At 63.2% G+C, this 17,796-nt stretch carries 13 protein-coding genes; 8 read left to right on the forward strand and 5 right to left on the reverse strand.

All coding sequences use genetic code 11. The annotated features are described in order from the left end of the window. Nucleotides 1-773 precede the first annotated feature (773 nt). The 4 genes from NKI52_RS30385 to NKI52_RS30400 all read right to left on the reverse strand — a co-directional run bounded on the left by NKI52_RS30385 (nt 774) and on the right by NKI52_RS30400 (nt 6,742). Nucleotides 774-2,702, reverse strand: a complete 1,929-nt coding sequence (locus tag NKI52_RS30385; RefSeq protein WP_352700609.1) for an adenylate/guanylate cyclase domain-containing protein — start codon at nt 2,700-2,702, stop codon at nt 774-776. A 334-nt stretch (nt 2,703-3,036) separates the two neighbouring features. Continuing rightward, complete coding sequence (locus NKI52_RS30390; RefSeq protein WP_254818213.1) at nt 3,037-4,062, reverse strand: aldose epimerase family protein; 1,026 nt, start codon at nt 4,060-4,062, stop codon at nt 3,037-3,039. A gap of 80 nt (nt 4,063-4,142) precedes the next feature. Then, nucleotides 4,143-5,600, reverse strand: a complete 1,458-nt coding sequence (locus tag NKI52_RS30395; protein ID WP_352700610.1) for an NAD-dependent succinate-semialdehyde dehydrogenase — start codon at nt 5,598-5,600, stop codon at nt 4,143-4,145. A 191-nt stretch (nt 5,601-5,791) separates the two neighbouring features. Beyond that, complete coding sequence (locus tag NKI52_RS30400; RefSeq protein WP_352624606.1) at nt 5,792-6,742, reverse strand: AEC family transporter; 951 nt, start codon at nt 6,740-6,742, stop codon at nt 5,792-5,794. A gap of 149 nt (nt 6,743-6,891) precedes the next feature. Here NKI52_RS30400 and NKI52_RS30405 point away from each other — a divergent pair, with 149 nt between their 5' ends. The 7 genes from NKI52_RS30405 to NKI52_RS30435 all read left to right on the forward strand — a co-directional run bounded on the left by NKI52_RS30405 (nt 6,892) and on the right by NKI52_RS30435 (nt 15,689). Further along, complete coding sequence (locus NKI52_RS30405; RefSeq protein WP_352505777.1) at nt 6,892-9,903, forward strand: caspase family protein; 3,012 nt, start codon at nt 6,892-6,894, stop codon at nt 9,901-9,903. 106 nt (nt 9,904-10,009) lie between these two features. Further along, nucleotides 10,010-10,558, forward strand: coding sequence for a histidine phosphatase family protein (locus NKI52_RS30410; protein ID WP_352454578.1), 549 nt, complete (start codon nt 10,010-10,012; stop codon nt 10,556-10,558). Nucleotides 10,559-10,771: 213 nt separating this feature from the next. Next, nucleotides 10,772-11,056: an acyl carrier protein gene (locus NKI52_RS30415; protein ID WP_023676462.1), complete on the forward strand. Its 285-nt coding sequence runs from the start codon at nt 10,772-10,774 to the stop codon at nt 11,054-11,056. A gap of 39 nt (nt 11,057-11,095) precedes the next feature. Continuing rightward, nucleotides 11,096-12,283, forward strand: coding sequence for a beta-ketoacyl-ACP synthase (locus NKI52_RS30420; protein WP_352700611.1), 1,188 nt, complete (start codon nt 11,096-11,098; stop codon nt 12,281-12,283). Between the two features lie 75 nt (nt 12,284-12,358). Next, nucleotides 12,359-13,630 (forward strand): beta-ketoacyl-ACP synthase, encoded by a 1,272-nt coding sequence (locus NKI52_RS30425; protein ID WP_023676464.1) that lies wholly within the window; start codon nt 12,359-12,361, stop codon nt 13,628-13,630. 36 nt (nt 13,631-13,666) lie between these two features. After that, nucleotides 13,667-14,695 (forward strand): zinc-binding dehydrogenase, encoded by a 1,029-nt coding sequence (locus tag NKI52_RS30430; protein WP_023676465.1) that lies wholly within the window; start codon nt 13,667-13,669, stop codon nt 14,693-14,695. A 1-nt stretch (nt 14,696) separates the two neighbouring features. After that, on the forward strand, nt 14,697-15,689 hold the full coding sequence (locus NKI52_RS30435; protein WP_031211715.1) for a lipid A biosynthesis lauroyl acyltransferase: 993 nt from the start codon (nt 14,697-14,699) through the stop codon (nt 15,687-15,689). 143 nt (nt 15,690-15,832) lie between these two features. Here NKI52_RS30435 and NKI52_RS30440 read toward each other — a convergent pair whose 3' ends face one another. Next, nucleotides 15,833-16,261: a L,D-transpeptidase gene (locus tag NKI52_RS30440; protein ID WP_023676467.1), complete on the reverse strand. Its 429-nt coding sequence runs from the start codon at nt 16,259-16,261 to the stop codon at nt 15,833-15,835. Between the two features lie 222 nt (nt 16,262-16,483). On the opposite strand from NKI52_RS30440, the gene NKI52_RS30445 reads away from it, so the two are divergent. Next, nucleotides 16,484-17,773 (forward strand): acetylornithine deacetylase/succinyl-diaminopimelate desuccinylase family protein, encoded by a 1,290-nt coding sequence (locus tag NKI52_RS30445; RefSeq protein WP_352700612.1) that lies wholly within the window; start codon nt 16,484-16,486, stop codon nt 17,771-17,773. Nucleotides 17,774-17,796 lie beyond the last annotated feature (23 nt).

The following is a 17,796-nucleotide window of genomic DNA, read 5'->3' on the forward strand; positions in this document are numbered from 1 at the left end:
TCACCACCGTGCCATGGCCGCTCGCCCCTCAGAGCAAGCGCCGTTCTCTCTCCAAAACTTTTTGCAGAACCTTCAGCACACTATCATTGCTGTGAACTAGGAAACCATCATGCCTGAAAATATCAGACTAACTTCGAGAGACGTCCCTCTCATTCAGCTAGGCCTCTATCAGTGCCGCTTCCCGGTGAGCGAAGACCCGTCAGTACCCGGCGGCTATCGTTTTTGTGCTGGGCCAACTTCGCCGGATCGCGTCTACTGCGATCACCACCACCACATTGTGACCGCCGTGGACCCTCGTCGAGCCCGTTCGGGTCTCCACCTCGCTCAACGACGCGCCGCGTAAGTCTGGCTGGCGGCGGCCTCCCGGCCAGGCGCTATGCGCTCCAATGGCTACGACCTTTCCGTCGGCTCGGTCTGGCCCATCCTCCCTTATGCCGTCTTCGCCGATGTCTCCCCCTTCGCCCGATTGAGAACGACGACTTCTCGCCGAAGCGATCGCTTCGGAATGCCGTCGTAGCCCGACCCGAAGCTCAGTGAGCTTTTGTAGAGGTCGAGGGTCCAATCCAACGGTCTGGACTCCACCGGAGTGCCTGCACTCGAGAGCGATTGGCTCTCCGGCAGCCGATAAGGATCCAAATTTAAGCGCCACTTGCCGCCATTCATCGTTTGGCCAGTGAACTGTCGCTTTCGATGCACAGCGGTCGTTCCTGGCAACGCGCGCCGTTCGCGCGCTGGCGAGCAGCGGCCCTCGCCTTTCTTTGCACAGGGGTGTTCTATGGCTGCCCGAGAGGCTTCGCCTCCCCCGCCTCGCATTCCGACAATCGCACAGGTTTGGCGAGTTTCGCCAGCGCCTCGGGCTTGGCGCAAGCCGGAAAGCCGGCGAGCGGCATTGTTTCAATAAACCGGCTGCGCTCTTTAGTGCTCAAGCCCACTTCATTAATCATGCTCTCGACGGTCAGGTCCGGGTACTGCTTGAGAGTTTCCCTAACCGAAGCATTCGCCTCATCCATTCGACCCAGAGCCGCAAGGGAGCTGCTAAGCACCACCCACTTCCACTTGTCGTAGTTGTTAGGCGTCATGCGCTCCAGCATCTTCAACGCGTCCTCATATCGGCCGGCCATAAAATAGGCAGGGGCGAAGAAGTTGGACGTCCACATCGGGTAGTTCGGGTCGAGCCGCATTACTTGGTCGACCATCTGAGCGCCGCGTTCGGGTTCATTGAAGCGTGCCGCAAAGCCGGTATAGAATGTCAGGATTTCGGACGAACCGGGAGCTAGACGAAGGGCCGTGTCCAGCTCAGCCTTGGCGCGGGCGTTGTCGCCCTTCTGGCTGAGGCTCATACCAAACACGGCGTGTGCCTCAGCGTCACTTGGATCGAGCCGCACCGCGCGTTCGGCCACATCGGCAGCCGCCTTGATCTCGCTCTCGGGATTGATACCGAAGCCAGCCAATATACCATGAGCATGATAAAGTTCTACCCAGGCCCGGGCCAGCCCGGGGTCCAGCTCAACGGCGCGGTTGAGAAGCGCGATGGCCTCCTCCTCATCCGCTATGGTGATCTTTTCAATCTTCTCGGTCCCGAGCAGATAATAATCATAAGCATTCAGGTTTTCAGGTCGTTTACGTTTGGCCGCGGCCCGCCCGGCCGCCTGAATCAACCCTACGCCGCCGCCCAGACGGTTGGTGACTTGCTCTGCGATCTCGGTCTGGACGGCGAAAACGTCCTCAGCAGGCCGGTCCCAACGATCCGACCAAAGATGGTTGCCGGTTTGTGCATCGATCAACTGCGCGGTGACCCGCACCCGCCCATTTTGCCGCTGGATAGAGCCTTCTAGTACGAAGCCGACATGGAGCGCACTTGCTACCTGGCGGGCATCCACCGGCTTGCCTTTGTAAACTTCCGTCGAATTCCGGGCCACGACCTCAAGTTCGGGAAACCGCGCGAGGTCGGTTATGATATCCTCAGTCAAGCCATCGGCCAAACGCCCGGTGGCCTCGTCGCCGCCATAATTATTGAAGGGCAGCACCGCGACCGATGGCTTGGCCCCCAGCGGCGCGGGCTGAAAGAACCACCAGGTCCCTCCACCCGCCAGAGCCAGCACGACGATGGCCGCTGCAGTCGTCCTGGTCCAGCGCGGCATCGCCTTGCGTAAGGTCCAACGCACCCGCTTGCCATCGAGCCTCAGTCGGTACATCCGCACGGGGCGGCTGATGTTCTTGACCTGCTGCTCGCCGGCGAAATCGAGGGGCAAATCAAGCTTGCCCTGCAGATGGTCAAAGGCCGTGCCCGATACGATCACGCCGCCCGGCTCAGCGAGTTGCTGCAACCGCGCGGCGACATTGACGCCGTCGCCATAGACATCGCCGTCAACCAGCGCAACGTCGCCCAGATTGACCCCGATGCGGAACACGATGCGCTCAGGCTCTGGCAGACCTTCATTGCGCGCGGCCGCCGCGCTTTGGATTTCCGCTGCGCAGGCGACTGCGTCGACCACGCTTTCGAAGGCGACAAGCGCGCCATCGCCCATCAACTTGACGACGCGGCCATGGTGCTGGCAGATGGCGGGGTCGAACACCTCGGAACGAACGGTTTTCAATCGCTCAATGGTTCCGGCCTCATCGGCCTCCATCGCCTTCGAGTAGCCAACCATATCGGCCGCCAGGATCGCCAGCAGCTTCCGATTGAGAGGGGGAACCGCCATATGCGCCTCTTTATGGCACAACCCTACACCCATGGAAGCGTCGGAGCCAGAACGCGCCGTTGGCCGCGCGGTGAATGACCGCTCGTCAGCCGTTCCTGACTTTCGACCGGGTGCGGATGAACGTCTTCAACGGGTCAACTTGCGTCGTCAGGGCTCTCGGCGTCAAAGGTCCGAGAGGGTTCGAAGTCGGTCGTTCAGAGTGATTGCGTTTTGACTCCAGAGCGCCGCGCGTCATTGGACGCGCAAAGGACGCTATAACACTTTGAATTTTGCATGATCCTTCCGAACCGGAGGTCAGCGCAGCAAAACCATGCCGGTTTCCGGGGGTCATGCCCTAAGGCAGCCTGAACCGGTATTCCGTCACGTGATGATAGATCTGGCCCGGCCACAGCGTGGCTTGCGGGAAATACGGCCGGTTCGGCGCATCCGGCCAGATTTGCGGCTCCAGGCAGAAGCCCGAAAAGGCCTTGTACTGGCGTCCGCCCAGTCCAGGCGAGGACGGTGCCAGATACTGGCCGGTATAGAGCTGGACACCTGGCTCGGTGGTCCAGAGCTCCATCTCGACGCCGGAATTCGCGCCTTGCGCCCACGACGCCTGCTTCAGCGGCCCGCGCGTCGAGGCGAGGCAGAAATTCTGGTCGTAAGGGAGCTGCTCGCCCTCGGTCTCCATGCGCAGCGGCCGCGCCTGGCGAAAATCGAAGGGCGTGCCGTCGACCGGCTTTACCGTGCCTGTCGGAATGAGATCCGCGTCGACCGGCAGATAGGCGCCGGCATTCAGCATCAGCCGGTGATCGAGAATGTCGCCGGCGCCGCCGTCATCCAGGTTGAAATAGGAATGCTGGGTGAGGTTGCAGAGCGTCGGCTCCTCGCAGGTGGCGGTCAGTTCGACGCTGAGCGTGCCCGGGATCTTGAGCCGGTAGGTGCAGGTCACGTCGAGCGCCCCGGGAAAGCCCATCGTGCCGTCGGGGTCGTGCAATGTCAGCGTGACAAAATCCCTGCCATGCAGCGAAACCGCCCAGGCCCGGCGCGAAAAACCTTGCGAACCGCCATGCAGCGTGTGCTTTTCGAGGAAATTGCGCTCGGTCTGGTAGCGTTTCCCAGCAAGCGTGAAGCGGCCGTCGCGGATACGGTTGGCATAGCGCCCGACGACGGTGCCGAAGAAGGCGGTGTCCGTCTCATAGTGCTCGAAACGATCATAGCCGAGCACCAGCGGCGCGTCGTGCCCGGCCAGACGCAGATCCTGGATGATCGCACCCAGCCCGATGATGTTGGCGGTCAGGCCGCCGCCCCGGATGGTGAAGCGGCGGACGGCCTCGCCCGCCTGCGTCGTGCCGAAAACCTCGCCGTCCTTCATCGCCATGCTCGCAAGTTCGTTGCTCGATGCCAGCCTGGCCTTTCGAAGCGGCCCAGGATCGTTTTCGGTATTACCGCATCGGGCTTCTAGAGACCAAGTCCGCCGATGCAGACATATTTGGTGTCGAGATAATCCTCGATGCCCTGATGGCCGCCTTCCTTGCCGAGGCCCGATTCCTTGACTCCGCCGAACGGCGCTTCAGGGGTGGTGATGAGCCCTTCATTGACGCCGACCATGCCGTATTTCAGCCCTTCCATGACCCGGAAGGCGCGGCCGAGATCGCCGGTGTAGAAATAGCAGGCCAGGCCGAACTCGGTGTCGTTGGCGAGTGCTACGGCCTCTTCCTCGGTCTCGAACTTGAATACCGGCGCCACCGGGCCGAAGATTTCTTCCTTCATGAAGCGCATCTTCGGCGTCGCATTGGCGATCACCGTCGGCTGGAAGAACGAGCCGCCGAGCGCGTGGCGCTTGCCGCCGGCGACGACCTTGCCGCCCTTGGCGGTAGCGTCGGCAATCAGCTCCTCGACCTTCTCCACCGCCTTTTCGTCGATCAGCGGCCCCTGCTGGACGCCGTCTTCGAGGCCGGAACCGACCTTCAGTCCGTTGCTCGCAACAGCCAATTTTTCGACGAACCGGTCGTAGATGCCGGCCTGCACCAGGAAGCGGTTGGTGCAGACGCAGGTCTGGCCGGAATTGCGGTACTTGGCGGTGATGGCGCCGGCGACGGCCCGCTCGATGTCGGCGTCGTCGAAGACGATGAACGGCGCATTGCCACCGAGCTCCATCGACACTTTCTTGACGGTCACCGACGACTTCTGGATCAGGATCTTGCCGACCTCGGTCGAGCCGGTGAAGGTGATCTTCTTGACCAGCGGGTTGGCACAGATCTCGTCGCCGATCTCACCGGCAGCGCCGGTCAGGATATTGATTACGCCTTTGGGGAAGCCGACTTCCTCGGCAAGCGCGCCCCAGGCAAGGCCGGAATAAGGCGTCTGCGACGCCGGCTTGACCACGGCGGTACAGCCGGCGGCAAGCGCCGGGCCAAGCTTGCGGGCCAGCATCGAGGATGGGAAATTCCACGGCGTGATGGCGGCGACGACGCCGACCGGTTCCTTGGTCACCAGGATACGGCGGTCAGCCCAGGGCGACGGCACGACGTCGCCATAGGTGCGGCGACCTTCCTCGGCGAACCACAATATGTAGGACGCGGCCGAGCCGATCTCGCCCTTCGATTCGAACAGCGACTTGCCCTGCTCGATGGTTAGTAGTTCGGCCAGCACGTCCTGATTGTCCATCATCGCGTCGTGCAGCTTGCGCAACAGCTTCGAGCGTTCGAGCGCGGTGGTCTTGCGCCATGTCTTGAAGGCAGCGTCGGCGGCCTCGATGGCGCGGCGGGTCTCGGCCTTGCCCGACTTCGGCACGGTGCCGATCTTGAGGCCGGTGGCAGGATTGTTGACGTCGACCGTCTGGCCTGAATCGGCCTGCACCCATTCGCCATTGATGAGATTGGCCTGCCGCATGAAATGGCTGGTTTTCTGAAGCATGATCTCGCCTCCGTTCGGCACCTGGCGGGCCGGTCGCTGATTTCGTGAATGGACGTGCGCGATAGCATCGCTAGAGCCACTGCTCTTAGCCCAGGGCAAGCCCCGCAAGCAATCACAAGATGGCATATAGGGTTTGGGCCAGCCAAAGCGAGAGGCGATGCAGCCGGGTTCTTATCCAAAAACCCGGGCTCTTATCCAAAAACATGGACGACCACTGTCAGCCAAAACGCAGTGGTCACGACCGCACAGGCGGTGGCGATGGTCATCTGGTTCGACGCCAGCGCCTGGCCGGTGTTGAACTGCACCGCGATGAGATAGGAATTGATGCCGGACGGCAACGCCGCAACCATGACCGCCACCTTGGCCGTCAATGGCGGCAGGCCGATCAGCCAGACCAGGCCGAGAACCAGCGCCGGCATTAGGAACAGTTTCAGCGCCGACAGCGCCAGCGCCGGCCTTACATTGCCGGAAATGCCGAAACGGCGCAGGCTGAGCCCCATGGCGAACAGCGCCACCGGGGCGGCCGTGCCGGCCAGCGCGTCGCTCAGCCGCGTCGCAAGCACCGGCAGCGGCGCACCGGTGAAGCGCCACGCCAGCCCGGCCAGTATGCCGATGATCAGCGGATTGATGAATACCCTCCTGAGAAAGCTCCTGACGACGCGGAGCGGATGCACAGGCTCGCTGCCGCCGCGGCCGAACATCTCGAAAAGGATGATCGAGGCCATCATCATCACCGGCAGGTGAATGGAAACGAGCAGTGACAGCACTTCGAACCCGGCCGGCCCGAACACGCCGATCATGAAGGGCGCGCCGAGCAGGACGACGTTGGAGTAGGACGACGATACGCCGCCGACGACGCCGGCGCGGGCGTCTCGTCCGAAAATGCGCGTAATGACCAGATGGCCGGCAGCCCAGGTAAGCGCGACCGCCGCGAAATAAGCCCCCCATAGCGACCACGGCGCCACGCCGTGGAAATCGGCCTTTACCATGGTCTGGAACAGCAAAAGCGGCATTGCCACGTTGATGGCGAATTCGGATACGCCCTCGCCGCTCGCCGGCTTCAAATAACCGGTCAACCCGGCAAGATAGCCGAGCCCGACAAGACTGAAAACGAAGAGGACGGTTTCGGTAAGCGGAGACATTTTTCCCGTGATAGGCGAGCCCCGGCGGCGGCGCAATCGCCCTTCCCTCGCGAATGTACCGGCCAACAATCCGGCCGCTCGGATCTTGCCCGAATTTGCTCATGGTTGGATGCCAGCGCTATACAGGGTTGTCGGGGGACACGCGGCGAATGGGCCTTGTCGGAAATCAGCACTTCTTCAAGCAGGCGTGGCTGACGGCTTTCGTCGGCGCCATGCTTTGCCTCGTGGTGACCTCGGCTCATGCCGCGGAGCCGGCGAGCCTCAAGGGTGTGGCGCTGATCGTCGGCCAGTCGAAATACCAGCACATAGCGGCTCTTCCCAACCCCGCCAACGACGCCCGCGACATCGCCAAGATGCTGACCGACCTCGGCTTCGACGCGCGCAGTGTAACCGACCGCGACACGGCAAAGCTGAAGCGCGACCTCGAGCGTTTCGCCGAGGATGCAGAGGACGCCGACGTCGCCTTGATCTACTATTCCGGCCACGGCATCGAGGCCGGCGGCGAAAACTATCTGGTGCCGGTCGACGCCGACGTTTCTTCATTGAAGGACGCCGATCAGGCCCTGGTGCCGATCTCCGCCGTCATGGACGAATTGAAGACGACCGTGCCGGTAACGATCATGTTGCTCGATGCCTGCCGCACCAACCCGTTTCCGGCGGATGCGGTGCTGCGCCGGGCGCCGACGGCCTCGGCCTCCCCGATCAGCGCCGGCGGATTGGAGCCGGTGCGCGGTGCCAGGGCACTGGCAAACGCGACCGCGACGGAAAATCTGGGAACGGTGATCGGCTTTGCCGCCGAGCCGGGGCGGCCGGCACTCGACGGCATCGTCGGCGAAAACAGCCCCTACGCAGCGGCACTTCTGCGCCACCTAGCGGCAATGAAGGGCACCGAGTTCGGCTCGGTCATGCGCATGGTGACCGAGGAGGTCTATCTCGACACCAAGGCAAGGCAGCGGCCATGGGTCAATGAAAGCCTGCGCCGGCTGCTCTATTTCGGCGTTGCACCGCAGGAGCCGACCGGCGACGACGACCTGATCACCGGCGAGCGGCGGCAATTGCTGCTGACGATCGCCGAGTTGCCGAACCCCAAGCGGGCACAGGTCGAACTGGCCTCGCTGCAGGACGGCGTGCCGCTCGACGCGCTTTATGGCGTGCTGAAGGCGCTCGGCACCGAAAAGATGCCGGAGGACCCCACCGACCTGCAAAAGCTGCTCGATGCGCAGGCCGAGCGCCTGAAGAAGATGATCTCCGAGCGCAACGCGCTGCGCACCGACGACCCCGAGATCAGCCGCCTCGTCGCCTCGGCCGACAAAGCGATCGGCCAGGGCGCCATCGTCACCGCGCGCAACTTCCTCGACCAGGCGGTGGGCCGGGTCGAGCAGGCCAGCGGCGTGGTCGATCGGGCAGAGGATCTGGTCAGGCAGAAGCGTCTTGCCGACGCGGCGATCTATGCCAGGCGCGCCGACGCTTCGGCGCTGGTCTTCGACTATCTGTCGGCCGCCAACGACTACGGCGAGGCCTTCTCGCTGGTCGAGAGATGGGACGACAGGCTGCGCTGGAACTACAAGAACCAGGAGGCGGAAGCGCTCAACGCGCATGGCAACGCCACCGGCGACAGGCAAGCGCTGCAGCACGCTATCGACGCCTACCGCGTCATCCTGAACTTCATCCCCAATGGCGAGCAGAACCGCGACTGGGCGATCACCCGCAACAACATGGCGGTGGTGCTGCAGACGATCGGCGAGCGCGAGCGCGAAACCGACCGGCTGGAAGAGGCAGCGAAAATCTTTCGCGATTCGCTTGCCGTGTTCGAGCGCGAGAAGGACGACATCAACTGGGCCGCGGCCCAGAACAACCTGGCCAATGTGCTGTTGAAGATCGGCGAACGCGAGAGCGACCCGAAACGCCTGAATGAGGCGGTGGTGGCGATGCGCGCCACGCTGGAGAAGCGGCCCCGCGACAAAGTCCCGCTGGACTGGGCCGCCTCGCAAAGCAACCTTGGCCTTGCGCTTTACGCGCTTTCGGAGCGCGAACCGGACGGCGAGCGCCTGACCGAGGCCGAGGCCGCCTACCGGCTGGCGCTTGAAGAATACACGCGCGAAAAGGCGCCCGTTCAGTGGGCGATGGTCCAGAACAATCTCGGCAACACGCTGGTGTCTCTCGGCACGCAACGCAACGACAAGGCAAAAATCGACGAGGCAGCCGCGGCATTCCGCGCCGCGCTCGAAATCCGCACACGCGACACCTTCCCGCTCTCCTGGGCGAGCAGCCGTCTCAATCTGGGTAACGCGCTGAGCAGTGCTGCCCGTTTCGATCTCGGCACCGGCCTGCTCGAAGAGGCGGCTGCCGCCTATGGCGACGCGCTGACCATATTCACACGCCAACGTTTTCCGACGGATTGGGCTTCGGCGGAGAACAATCTCGGCTCGATCTACCAGACGCTCGGCCAGCGCACGCGCGATCCTGCCAGGCTTGAGCAATCGGCGGCCGCATACCGGGCGGCACGGCGCGTCTACACCAAGAAGGAGTTTCCGCTCGACTGGGCGATGACCCACTACAATCTCGGCAACACGCTGCAACTGCTCGGCGGCGTGACCGACAAGCCGGTGCATTACGAGGAGGCGATCGAGGCCTATCGCGATGCACTTCGCGAATACAAGCGCGAGACGACGCCGCGGCAATGGGCACTGGCGCAGGCCGGTCTAGGCTCGGCGCTGCAATGGCTGAGCATGAGCGAGGCCGATCCCCGCAAACTGGCCGCTTCGATCGCCGCGCGCCGGGCAGCGCTGGAGGTGCTGACCTTCGAGACCTCGCCCGTCGACTGGGCGAACGCGCAGAACGGCATCGGCATGAGCCTGATCAATCTAGGCAATCTCGAACGCACCGGCAAATATCTGGACGAAGCCGAAGCCGCCTTCGAGGCAACGCTCAAGGTCTTCACCCGCGAAAGCCAGCCGATGCAATGGGCCTTCGAGCAGAACAATCTCGGCGACGTCCACTGGAACCGCGGCAGCTATGGCGGTGGCAATGCCGAATACCAAAAGGCGATCGAATTCTTCGAGAACGCCAAGCAGGGCTTTACCGATGCTGGCTATACACTCCCCATCCCGCTGACCGACCGCAAGATCGATCTGGTGAAGAAGCAGATAGCGAAGAAATAGGCGTCTCGGCCGCAGGTTGCACTCGGCTTGTCTTTCAGCCGGCTTTGCCGTCCCTATATGCCGGTCACCGGGGACCTGCCTGCCGGTCACCCGAAAAGGATGTCTGATGCTTCGATTTGTGCTGGCGCTGCTGTTGCTTGCCGTTTCCGCCACAGCCCATGCGACGGAAGCCGGCTGGGCGCTGCTGCGCGACGGCGGGCATGTGGTGCTGCTTCGCCATGCCATGGTCACCGGCACCACCGATGCGGCCAATTTCGACCTCGGCAAATGCGCCACCCAGGTCAATCTCTCTGAGCGCGGCAAGCAACAGGCGCGCAAGATCGGCGCGCTGTTTGGCGCCCGCGCGGCACCGGTCGAGCGCGTGCTGTCCAGCCGCTATTGCCGCTGCCTCGAAACCGCGCGCATAGCTTTCGAAAGCGAACCGGAGCCGTTCGCACCGCTTGACCTGCTGAAGACCGACGAAAAGGAGAAGGCCGCTCAGATCGCTGCGATCCTGGCAGAGATCCGCGGCTATTCCGGCTCCGACAATCTGGTCATGGTCACGCATCTCGAAGACATCAAGGAATTGACCGGCATCTCGCCGCGCGAAGGCGAAGCCGTGGTCGTCGAGCCGCAAGGCGACGGATTGCGCGTGCTCGGCCGCGTTACCTTCTGACCGGGCCGGTCGCTCCTCGCGTCGAGCGAGATAGGTGTTGCCGAAATGCCACTGCCACGAGAAGCCGTGGTTGGATTCCGATCTCATCTTGCTCTGCCTGGGCAGCAATCCCATCTGCGCCCGGCGTATCAGGCCTTTTCCTGCCCGGAAAAACCGATTAGACAGCCCAAAACACATGCGGACAGATTCCGCCCGCAATCGAAGGAAAAGCCCTTGTCCACCACGTTCGACAAAGTCGCCAAGATCATCGCCGACACCAGCGAGATCGACATCGAGACGATCACGCCCGAAAGCCACACCATCGACGATCTCGGCATAGACAGCCTCGACTTCCTCGACATCGTCTTTGCCATCGACAAGGAATTCGGCATCAAGGTGCCGTTGGAAAAGTGGACGCAGGAGGTCAATGACGGCAAGGCCTCGACCGACGACTATTTCGTCATGAAGAACCTGTGCGCCAAGATCGACGCGCTCGTCGCCGCCAAGAACGCCATCTAAGCACAGCGCCTGACGCGCCCTCACCCACAACAGCCGCCCATGAACCCCCGCGACGTCGTCATATCAGGCATCGGCCTTGTCTCGTCGTTGGGCGAGGGTCCGGATGCGCATTGGCAAAAGCTCGTCCAGCCGCGCCTTGAACCGGTTCTGGAGGCCTCGCGCTTCTCGCCCTATACGGTCCACCCGCTGCCGGAGATCGACTGGAACCTGCAGATCGCCAAGCGTGGCGACCAGCGGCAGATGGAGACCTGGCAGAGGCTCGGCACCTATGCGGCCGGCCTTGCGCTCGACGATGCCGGCATCAAGGGCAATGACGAACTCTGCGCGACCATGGACATGGTGGTGGCCGCCGGCGGCGGCGAGCGCGACGAGGCGGTCGACGCGGCCATTCTCGCGGCATCGGAAAGCCGCAATGACCGCGACGTGCTGCTCAACGAGAAGCTGACCACGGAATTGCGCCCGACGCTGTTTCTGGCACAGCTCTCCAACCTGCTCGCCGGCAACATCTCGATCGTCCACAAGGTGACGGGATCGTCGCGCACCTTCATGGGCGAGGAAGGTGCCGGCGTTGCCGCTGTCGAGACGGCGGCCGCGCGCATCCGCTCCGGCCAGTCGACGCATATACTGGTCGGCGGCGCTTTCCAGACCGAACATTCCGACATGCTGCTCGGCTATGAACTGGCCGGCTACCTGCATCGCGGTCCGTGGACGCCGGTCTGGCAAAGGCAAGGTGCCGAGGGCGGCGGCGTGGTGACCGGATCCGGCGGCGCGTTTCTCGTCCTGGAGCAGCGCGAGCATGCGGAAAGCCGTGGCCGGAAGATCTATGCGGAACTCGGCCCGATCCTGTCCGGCCGTGCCAGGCGCCGGCGGGGCGAACTCGACGGTGAGATCGCCGCGCTGCTGAAGCAAGCGGTATTGCCGGACGGCGAACTGCTGGCGATCTCCGGCGCTTCGGGCGCCCATGCCGCGACCGCCGCCGAGAAATCGGCGCTCGACGCCAATCCGGCGATCGCCGCACGCGGCTTTTCGACGCTGACCGGCCACATGAAGGAAGCGCAGTTCCCCTTTGCCGTTGCGCTGGCGGCACTGGCTGTCGACCGCAAGGCCGCCTATCCTGTCTTCGACGCCACAGTCGAAAAACCGTTTGCCGGCGTCCCGAAGACCGTCCTTGCAACGGCCATCGGCTATCACCAATTCGAGGGCATGGCGCTGATCAAAGCCGCCTAGAGCCTCGGACCGAAACGTGTGGCGCGGTTTTCGGGCGATCCGACGCTCCAAGAGAAACAGTTTTTTGGACAACAAATGGCCAATCTGAACGACCATATGGGCAGGCCGATCGTCGCCGTCACCGGCATCGGCGTGGTGACCTCGCTCGGTGTCGGCAAAGCCGATAATTGGGCGGCGCTGACATCCGGCAAATCCGGCATCCATCCGATCACCCGCTTCCCGGTCGATCATCTCAACACCCGCATCTCCGGCATGGTCGATTTCCTGCCGTCGAGTTCCAAGGGCGCCAGTCTCCTCACCTATGAGCTTGCCGAAACCGCCGCCCAGGAAGCGATGTCGGAGGCCGGCCTCGATGCCGGCGATTTCGGCGGACCGCTTTTCCTAGCGTCGCCGCCGGTCGAGCTCGACTGGAGCGAGCGCTTTTCGCTCTACAATTCCGACACGCACGACACCGGTGCCGAGAGGCTGCTGCGGGTGGCGCGCGGCCTCAGGGAACTCGACATCTTCGAGACCACCCAGTTCGGCTCGATTGCCGACCGGCTTGCCGACCGTTTCGGCACGCGCGGCCTGCCGATCACGCTGTCGACAGCCTGCGCTTCGGGCGCCACGGCGATCCAGCTCGGCGTCGAGGCGATCCGCCGCGGCGAATGCGACAGGGCGCTGTCGATCGGCGCCGACGGCTCGGCGACCGCCGAGGCGCTGATCCGCTTCTCGCTTCTGTCCGCGCTCTCCACCCATAACGACATCCCTGAAAAGGCCTCAAAACCCTTCTCCAAGGATCGCGACGGCTTCGTGCTCGCCGAAGGCTCGGGCGCCCTGGTGCTGGAATCGCTGGAGGCAGCACTTGCCCGCGGCGCCACCGTTCTCGGCATATTGCGCGGCTGCGGCGAAAAGGCCGACGACTTCCATCGCACCCGCTCCAAGCCGGACGGTTCGCCGGCGATCGCGGCGGTGCGCGCCGCTCTTGCCGATGCCGGCTTGAGCGAGGACGGGATCGATTATGTCAACGCCCATGGCACCTCGACGCCCGAAAACGACAAGATGGAGCATTTGTCGCTGTCGACGGTGTTCGGCGAGCGGATCTCGTCAATGCCGGTCTCGTCGAACAAGTCGATGATCGGCCATACCCTATCGGCTGCCGGTGCTGTCGAGGCAGCATTTTCGCTGATGACGATGCGCGAAAGCGTCATTCCGCCGACCATCAACTACGACAATCCCGACCCGGCGATCGTCCTCGACGTGGTGCCGAACACCAAGCGCAACGCCGAGGTCGGCACGGTCCTGTCGAACTCCTTCGGCTTCGGCGGCCAGAACACCTGCCTTGTCATGGCGCGGGAACCGGTCTAAGCGACCTTTTTCAGCCAGACTGAACCGACAGGCACCATGCGCGCATTGCAACTTATCGAGGACCGCCGCCTTGAAACGGTGGACCTGCCGCCGCCGCCGCCGCCTTTGCTCGGCGAGGTGACGCTGCGCATCAAGGCCGTGGCGCTGAACCATATCGATGTCTGGGGCTGGCGCGGCATGGCCTTCGCCAAGCGCAAGCTGCCGCTGGTTGTCGGCGCCGAGGCCTCGGGCGAGGTCGAGGCGGTCGGCCCAGGCGTTTCCAGCCTTGTGACCGGGCAATTGGTGTCGATCTATGGCGCCCGCACCTGCGGTCTTTGCCGCGCCTGCCGCGAAGGCCGCGACAATCTCTGCGAGCATGTTTCGGGCGTGCACGGCTTCCATCTCGACGGCTTTGCGCAGGAAAAGATCAACCTGCCGGCGCGCCTTCTGGTCCCAGCTCCGCCCGGCGTGAGCGAAATCGGCGCGGCGGTGGCGCCTGTCACCTTCGGCACGGTCGAGCACATGCTGTTCGACAATGCCCGGCTGCAGCCCGGCGAGACGATACTGGTCCATGCCGGCGGCTCCGGCATCGGCTCCGCCGCGATTCAGCTGGCCAAGAAGATGGGCTGCACGGTCATCACCACCGTCGGCTCGAACGACAAGATCGACAAGGCCAAGGCGCTCGGCGCCGACCACGTCATCAATTACCGCGACGACCGCTTCGAAGGCGTCGTGCGCAAGCTGACCAAGAAGAAGGGCGTCGACGTGGTGTTCGAGCATGTCGGCGCCGACACATTTGCCGCCTCGATGCTGTGCCTCAAACGCGGCGGTCGGCTGGTCACCTGCGGCTCGACCTCCGGCGTGTCGACGCAGATCAATTTGATGCAGTTGTTCCAGCAGCAGCTGAAGCTGCTAGGCTCGTTCGGCTGCCGCATGGAAAACATGGCTGACGCCATGCAGAAGATGGCGGCGGGCCTGGTCGCGCCGGTGATCGACACCGAGGTTGGCTTCGACGGAATCGATGCGGCGCTGAAGCGCATGGAAGGCCGCGACGTCTTCGGCAAGATCATCCTGCGCGTCGGCTGAAATGATCGGCAACGCCTTCAGGAAGATCCGCAGGGACGTGGGATTCCGCTATGGCAGGCGGCTTCGCCAGTTCAACTACTGGCTGGTCGCGCGCGTCGCGATGATCATCATCTCCGCGCTGCGCCTGCTGCCGCCCGACAGGGCGCTCAATTTCGCCGACCGCGCTGCCCGCCGCATCGGCCCTTGGGTAGCGCGCCATCAGGTTGCTGTGGACAATCTGCGCAAGGCCTATCCGGAAAAGAGCGATGCCGAGATCGAGGCGATCGCTTCCGACATGTGGGGCAACATGGCCCGCCTGGCCACCGAATACATCTTTCTCGATGCTTTGTTCGACTACGATCCCACTGCGACGAAGCCGGGCCGTGTCGAGGTCAAGGGCGTGGAGCATTTCGTGCGCATTGCCGGCGAGGACAAGCCGCATATCGTCTTCACCGGGCATCTCGGGAATTTCGAGCTGCTGCCAGTGGCGGCGGCGACCTTCGGCATGAACATCACGGCGCTGTTTCGCCCGCCCAACAACCCTTACCTCGCCGACTACATCCTCTCGACCCGCCGCTCGAGCATGGGATCGCTGCTGCCGTCTTCGACCGGTGCCTCGTTCGCGCTTGCGGCCATCCTCGAGAAAGGCGGCAATATCGGCGTGCTGGTCGACCAGAAATTCACGGGCGGGCTCGAGACGACATTCTTCGGCCGCCCCTGCGAGAGCAACCGGGTTCTCGGCACCCTGGCGCGGCACTACGATTGCGATGTCTACCCGGCGCGCTGCGTGCGCCTGCCGAACAACCGTTTCCGGCTCGAGATCGAGGACAAGCTCACCTTGCCGCGCACCGCCGGCGGCAGTGTCGACGTCCGCGCCACCACCCAGCTTCTCAACGACGTGGTCGAGCGCTGGGTGCGAGAAGACCCCGGCCAGTGGATGTGGTTCCACAAGCGCTGGGAGATCAGCGGCCGCAAAAAGCGTCGCCCGGCGACAGTGCGCGACAAAGCCGCCTGAGCGGAACGATCTTTTTGGGCACAGGCCTTATTTTGTTCTTGCTTTGTGCCGGCAGCTATGCTACTAATTTCGGTATGGTGCTATTTGGCTCCGACGAACCCGCCGCTCCGGCGGGTTTTTTGTTGCGGGCCGAGGAGCAGGCCCTAATTCGTCACGAGGATCCGCGTATTGCCGAAGCCGGCTTTGCGCACCATCGAATAGAACGCGGCGGCGTTGCTGGGGTGGAGGCGCACACAGCCATGCGATGCCGGGCGCCCCAATTGCCTGATCGCGCCGGTGCCGTGGATAGCATAGCCGCCGCGGAAGAACACCGAATAGGGCATCGGCGACATGTCGTATTTGCGCGAATACCACATCCGAGCCGTCCGCTGTGGGCGATAGCTGCCGCGCGGCGTGATGTAGCCTTTGCGGGCGGTGGAAACGCTCCACCGGTAATACGAAAGCCCGTATCTTACCGTCATTGTCTGTGAGGAAATATCGATGTTCGCGACCAGGCTGGCCGCCCGGCTCTCGAACGACGAACCGAACAGCATCGCCATCAATGCCGCTGCCATGAGAACAGTGTTTTTCATGCAATCAAACCCCTTTGATGCCCCTTGCTTGCCTGCCCTCGCGCTGTTCTCCAGCGTTTTGATGGCAAGCCAGCGAGCTAACACCCACTCCCTGACGATTTCACCAATCCAAAGCAGCGAATTTGAACGATTTCCCGCGATAGTTGCCGTAACGACACGCAATCGCCTCGCAATTCGCCATCGGGCTTGCAAAACCTCCTCATCCGCTGCTCAATTCGCCGAATGAACGAACCGAACGAACGGCTCCTCAAGGCTATCGATGACCGGGCCGATGATCTGGTTGCGCTGACCGCGGATCTGATCCGCTTTCCGACCATCAATCCGCCCGGCGAAGCCTATCGGCCATGTGCCGAATATATCGGCGCGCGGCTGAAGAAGCGTGGTTTTGAGATCGAATTCATCCGTGCTGAAGGCACGCCCGGCGACACTGACCGTTACCCGCGCGTCAACGTCGTCGCCCGCTTCGATGGCCGGGCGCCGGGTGCTTGCGTGCACTTCAATTCGCATATCGACGTCGTCGAGCCCGGCGACGGCTGGAGCCTCGATCCGTTCGCCGGCATCGTCAGGGATGGCAAGGTCTATGGCCGCGGCGCTTGTGACATGAAAGGCGGGCTTGCCGCCTCGATCATCGCCGCTGAAGCCTTCATGGAGGTCTTTCCCGATTTTCCCGGCGCCATCGAGATTTCAGGCACGGTCGACGAGGAGTCCGGCGGCTTTGGCGGCGTCGCGCATCTGGCCAAGCTCGGCTATTTCTCCAGGCCGAAGGTCAACCACGTCATCATTCCCGAGCCGCTCAACAAGGATCGCATCTGCCTTGGCCATCGCGGCGTCTGGTGGGCGGAGATCGAGACCAAGGGCGAGATCGCGCACGGCTCGATGCCGTTCCTCGGCGACAACGCAGTGCGCCATATGGGCGCCGTGCTGCGGGCCTTCGAGGATGAGCTGTTTCCGGCGCTCGACCGCAAGATGACGCGCATGCCGGTCGTGCCCGAAGGCGCAAAGCGCTCGACCATGAACATCAACTCGATCCATGGCGGCCAGACGGAGGATTTCCGGCCCGGCCTGCCCTCGCCCAACGTGCCCGATTCCTGCCGGCTGACCATCGACCGCCGCTTTCTGCTCGAAGAGGATCTCGCTACGGTCAAGAGCGAGGTGACCGATATCCTGGAACGGCTGAAGCGCGAGCGCAAAAAGTTCGATTACGAGATCCGCGATCTGATGGAGGTGCTGCCGCTGATGACCGAGCGCGACGCACCGGTGGTGAAGGCGGTCGCGAAAGGCATCATGGAGATATTCGACCGCGAGCCGGATTACGTGATTTCGCCCGGCACCTACGACCAGAAGCACATCGCCCGTATCGGCCACATCTATGACTGCATCGCCTATGGCCCGGGCATCCTCGATCTCGCCCACCGGCCCGATGAATGGGTCGGCATTGCCGACATGCTGGACTCGGCAAAGGTGATGGCCATCGGCCTCGACGTTCTGCTGAGGGACGCCGGCCCGCTATGAGCCGGCCATGGGCGAAAAAACAT

Source organism: Mesorhizobium sp. M0590 (assembly GCF_040320905.1).
In the GTDB taxonomy this organism is placed as follows: Bacteria; Pseudomonadota; Alphaproteobacteria; order Rhizobiales; family Rhizobiaceae; genus Mesorhizobium.